Raw genomic sequence first — 4549 nt, 5'->3', positions numbered from 1 at the left:
CGACTACATCGAGATGTTCTACAATCCGAAGCGGCGCCACAGCTTCAATAAACGGCTGTCGCCAGTCGAGTTTGAAAAGCGGCATTTTTTACGGCTGCAGAGTATCTAGGAAAATGGTGGCGATTCATGCGCCTACGGTTTCCTTGTCAGACGTGCATCGGAAGAAGCTTCTGTATGGAGCGGAACGAGCCAAGCTGATCGATAGCAAAAGCTTCGGATAATCAGGCTCGTTCTTGGCGATTTGTGGCGGATTCTTGTTGATCATCTTTGGTTAAGTCACTATAATCGTTGGGTAGCCCAATCGTGATCCCACTCCCGCTCCTTGCTTGCAAGGAACCTAAGCCGGTGACGCCACGTTGGCAGAAGAGTCTAAAAGCCACCTCCAAGGGTGGCTTTTGACTTTCTGGCAACGCTATATACGCGGCCTGCGTTAATTCCCTTGCGATATGTTCAAGTCTTGCGCTATTTTACTCTCTAGCTCAGCAGTTATCCACAGGATCAATGAGCAAAATCAATCTATAGCTCAAAGTTGAGCATTTTTGCTTGTGGGGGGGTAGCATGTCCATTCCAAAGTTTGAAGACGTCCGTTCAGGTACCCCTGATCAGCTACGCCAGCTTTTGGCTGATCGAACCAGATATGAACGTAAACGGCTAGAACTGACTCAACAGGAGTTCGCCGAAAAATGTGGAGTCGGGTTCTCTACCTTCAGACGCTTTGAGGCCGGAACATGCGACTCTCTGGAGGTTCTTCTCTTGATCGTGAGCGCCTTTCAAAGGATTGCGGCACTGGATCTGCTCTTTCCTGGTGAAGCACCCCCAGCGCGTCCACGTACGCTCATCGACTATGCTGCCCGGTTCGAAGCAAAGCGCGGCAAGTCCAACACATAGTGTTCAACTCTGAGCCATGATCCCCCGTAATATCTAGTTCCGCGTCCAAGCTCAGTCCTTGACTTCTCGACAACGCGTACTACTCTTCAGTTCTAGTGCCGTTGACGGAGGTGCCATGGAAGCGCGCTTTGTCCAGCCTGCCGCAACCCGTCGGCCTGCGAAGTCTCGACGCTTCGATGTATTCGGCCTAAAAGCCAATCGTTCCCTAACACTGTTCAACGCTGGACCGCTTCAGGCTTGGCTGGTCCTTGAAAGCACGCCAACGGTGACCTGGTATTGCGAAAGGCCACTAGTCATCAACGAAGGCGACCGACAACGTGTCGCCGACTTTTACACAATTCGCGAAGGCAAGGAAGAGCTGCTGTTTTGCGCCACCAAGGCAGAGCTTGACGCCGGTGACGCATGGCTAGCGTCCTGGCCAGGACTCACAGACTGGTGCGCTCATAACCAGATCGGCATTCGTTTCGCCCCTGTGTTTGCCCAGGAAGACGGCGTTGCACGTGCGAACTGGGAACAGATTGTCCGCGAGCTGTCGGCGTTCCGCCGGTATGTGAGTTCCGACCTGATTGCCGCGGTTAGATCGGAACTAGAAATTCCGAAATCCATTGATGAGCTTAGCACCCTGTTCCGGCAGACGGATCCCATCGTGGTCAAGGTCGCTGTACTTCAGCTCGTGCACCAGGGACTAGCAATCAGCATGGATTTCGATCGAGCACCCATCTCCTCCGCAATGATCTTTTCGGCGCCATGACTACCTTGGACCGTACCAGCCGGTGCGATCGGCTAGCGATGCCCGAAGCGCTGACCCGGCTGGATACGTGGCCGACCGTGGACGTTTCCGCGCTGTCTCCCAAGCGGCGCGAAACCTTTCAGAAACGCTGCCAAGCGATCACGGTATACATTACCCAGCCCGAACACAGCGTTTCTTCGATCACGTCAGAAACCGGTGTCGATCGAAAGACGCTCCGGCGCCTGGTCGATCGCTGTACGGCCTTCCATCCCGACGGTCGGCTCTACGGCTTCCGCGGAGCCCTGCCTGGACTGCACGTCAAAACCTACGAGCGTTTTAAGCCCGTTAGCTTTACCCGCGCTGGCGGCAGGGCCGGGGCATTCAAACAACTGCTGCAACGCTACCCCGACATTGCTTCGTACCTGCGACGCGTGTTTGTCATGCGTAATCGTGGAGTGGAAATCGAACGCGAAGTCCGCAAGAGCATGCGTTCGATCCACCAGCAGTTTCTCAAGATGTGCAGGGCAAGCGGTGTGCATGCGGACGAGTACCCCTTCACGGAACGGCGCCTGGGCATTCGATCGCTGTACACCCACTTTCAATCACTTGCCGAGGAGTCTTTCGAGATGTCGGTAAAACACGCAGGTGGGCAATCCGTTCGGGCCGCGCCAACGTCGGCCGCACAGGCGCCGGCGGCGACCCGCGCATACGAGGTGGTCGAGTTCGACGGTCACAAAATCGATTTGCGGCTCACAGTGCGTCTGAGTAGTCCCGGCGGCGAGCAAAGGCTGGTCGAAATACACCGGATCTGGCTCCTTGTCGTACTTGATGTCGCTACCCGCTGTGTGCTTGGGCATCACGTTGCGTTGAGCGTCGAGTACTCGAAGGCCGATCTTGCGTGCGCACTGCAAGCGGCTCTGCGTCCGTTTCGAGCTCGCACTTATCGGATCCCCACGCTAGCAGTGCGAGAGGGCGGCGGCTTTCCGTCGCAACGGATGCCAGAGCTCGAGTACGCCTGCTGGGACTGGTTCCGTTGTGATAATGCGAAAGCGCACCTCGCTCCCGACACCATTGAACGCCTGACGCAGACTATCGGCTGCTGGACTGACGTCGGCGCTCCAGCCCAGCCAAACGACCGTCCCCATATCGAACGCTTTTTCCACCTGATATCGCGGCACTTCGCTCATCAGCTGCCAGGCAATTTGGGCAGCAATCCGTCCGCCATCGAGCGTGCGCTTAGTGACCCGAAGGGCGATCTGCGGCTTCTCGTCGACGTGGATGAACTGGAGGACATGATCGAAGTGCTGCTGGCCGACTATAACGGCGAACCTCATACAGGGCTCTATGGCCGCACATCTCTGGAGGCGATGGCGCACTCGGTCGCTCAGCACCGTAGTCGAATCAGAACGCTGCCCGTAGCGGCCCGATCAAATCTCTGCCTCCTTCACGAAGCGAAGATCGTCATTATCAAGGGGAAACCGGGCACCGGGTTGCGGCCCTATATCAATTTCATCAGCGTGCGTTATACAAGCCCACTCCTAGCCAGTAGCCCAGCACTCATCGGCAAGAAGCTTCGAATTTACTACGACCCGCGCGACATTCGCGTCGTCAAGGCCTTCTTCGACGACGGGACTGAGCTTGGCATTCTTTCGGCCGCGCGGCCATGGTGCTTTACTCCGCATTCGCTTAAGGTCCGTCGTGAGATCTGCAGACTTATCGCTGAACGCAAGCTCGACATCCGCGAAGGGGACAACCCGATCGAAGCTTGGGCTCGTATGCGCAGCGAGCAACGTCACAACAAAGTGTCTGCAGGGTGCAGGGCTTCTGGCCAAGCAGCAGCGGTTGGAGCAAACCAGCGCGGCCAATGACGATGACGAGGTCGACCAACCATACATCGCCCGGGCCCCGGCCGTTGCAACCCAGCCGCCACACGACTGTGATCTGGTGCCGGACGTGCCCTCATCGACAGACAACGAGGAGGTGACGATCCTGCCAAAGACGTTGACCATCCGAAAGACACTTACTTTCTGAGGGCCGCCATGCTCCTGACAGCGCAACGGCCAGTCGATTTCGACGATCACCCTATCGTACGCAAGCGCTACCTGGTTGCGACACCTACTATTGATCTTGTCACGCAACGGATCGTCAAGCAGATCAGGTTGCGCAACCCAGGAGCGATTTTGTATGGTTACCCAAGGTTCGGAAAGACGTCCAGTATCCGGTACGTGATCCACTACCTCCATGAGACATTTCCCGGAGCAGTGTGTGTCAATTTTCGCTGTGAGACTCACAAGTCGGGTTCGGAGGATTCGTTCCTAATTGCCCTGTTGACGGCCGTCGGTCATAGGGAGCCATTGGCCGGCAAGATCTCCCGCAAACGTCACCGGCTCCTCGAACACATCTGCGTGCTTGCGGATCGCTCTAGGAAAGACTGGATTGTGTTTTTCGCGGACGAGGCGCAGAAGCTGCAGGTGATCGAGTACGAGTGGTTGCGGGACTTGCACGATGCACTGGAACTCAAGGGTATCCGGATGATTACGATCCTTGTGGGCCAGCCGCAGTTGCTTGACCAGAAGTCGGCACTCAGAAAGTCCATGAACACGCAGATCGTCCTGCGATTCATGGTTACGGAAATTCGCTTTGGCGGCATCGTATCGGCCGAGGACGTAGCGACATGTCTGGCCGCCTACGATGAATCATGCTATCCGCCAGAGAGCGCATGGACCTTCACAAGATTTTTCTACCCGCGGGCCTTCGCCGCGGGCATGCGTCTGAGTACATACGCTCACGCACTGTGGAAGGCGTGAACCGCCCCGGATTTTGTAGAGGCTCCATTGTTTGAGAAAATGGAGCTATGAAGAAGCAACCCAAGTATTCCCCCGAAGTCATCGAGCGCGCCGTGCGCATGGTCAGCGAGGCCGCGAGCGAGTA

Annotated in this window: 5 protein-coding genes; all 5 read left to right on the top strand. The window is 56.5% G+C overall.

Features of this window, described 5'->3' with window-relative positions; all coding sequences use genetic code 11:
- On the top strand, positions 1–109 hold a 109-nt coding region (locus tag ACI1V7_RS28230), incomplete at its 5' end, for an IS3 family transposase (RefSeq protein ID WP_404535373.1).
- A gap of 449 nt (positions 110–558) precedes the next feature.
- The gene (locus ACI1V7_RS28225; protein WP_404536023.1) at positions 559–888 is read left to right on the top strand and encodes a helix-turn-helix domain-containing protein; all 330 of its coding nucleotides are present in this window, start codon (positions 559–561) and stop codon (positions 886–888) included.
- Between the two features lie 115 nt (positions 889–1003).
- On the top strand, positions 1004–1639 hold the full coding sequence (locus ACI1V7_RS28220) for a hypothetical protein (protein ID WP_404536020.1): 636 nt from the start codon (positions 1004–1006) through the stop codon (positions 1637–1639).
- Between the two features lie 38 nt (positions 1640–1677).
- Positions 1678–3486 (top strand): hypothetical protein, encoded by a 1809-nt coding sequence (locus tag ACI1V7_RS28215; protein WP_404536017.1) that lies wholly within the window; start codon positions 1678–1680, stop codon positions 3484–3486.
- A 171-nt stretch (positions 3487–3657) separates the two neighbouring features.
- Positions 3658–4425 carry an ATP-binding protein gene (locus ACI1V7_RS28210; RefSeq protein WP_404536015.1) on the top strand — a complete coding sequence of 256 codons (768 nt, stop codon included), beginning with the start codon at positions 3658–3660 and terminating at the stop codon, positions 4423–4425.
- Positions 4426–4549 lie beyond the last annotated feature (124 nt).

The sequence above is a fragment of the Massilia paldalensis genome, assembly GCF_044901715.1.
Classification (GTDB): Bacteria; Pseudomonadota; Gammaproteobacteria; order Burkholderiales; family Burkholderiaceae_D; genus Telluria; species Telluria paldalensis.
This window is presented reverse-complemented; position numbering and strand designations above follow the sequence as displayed.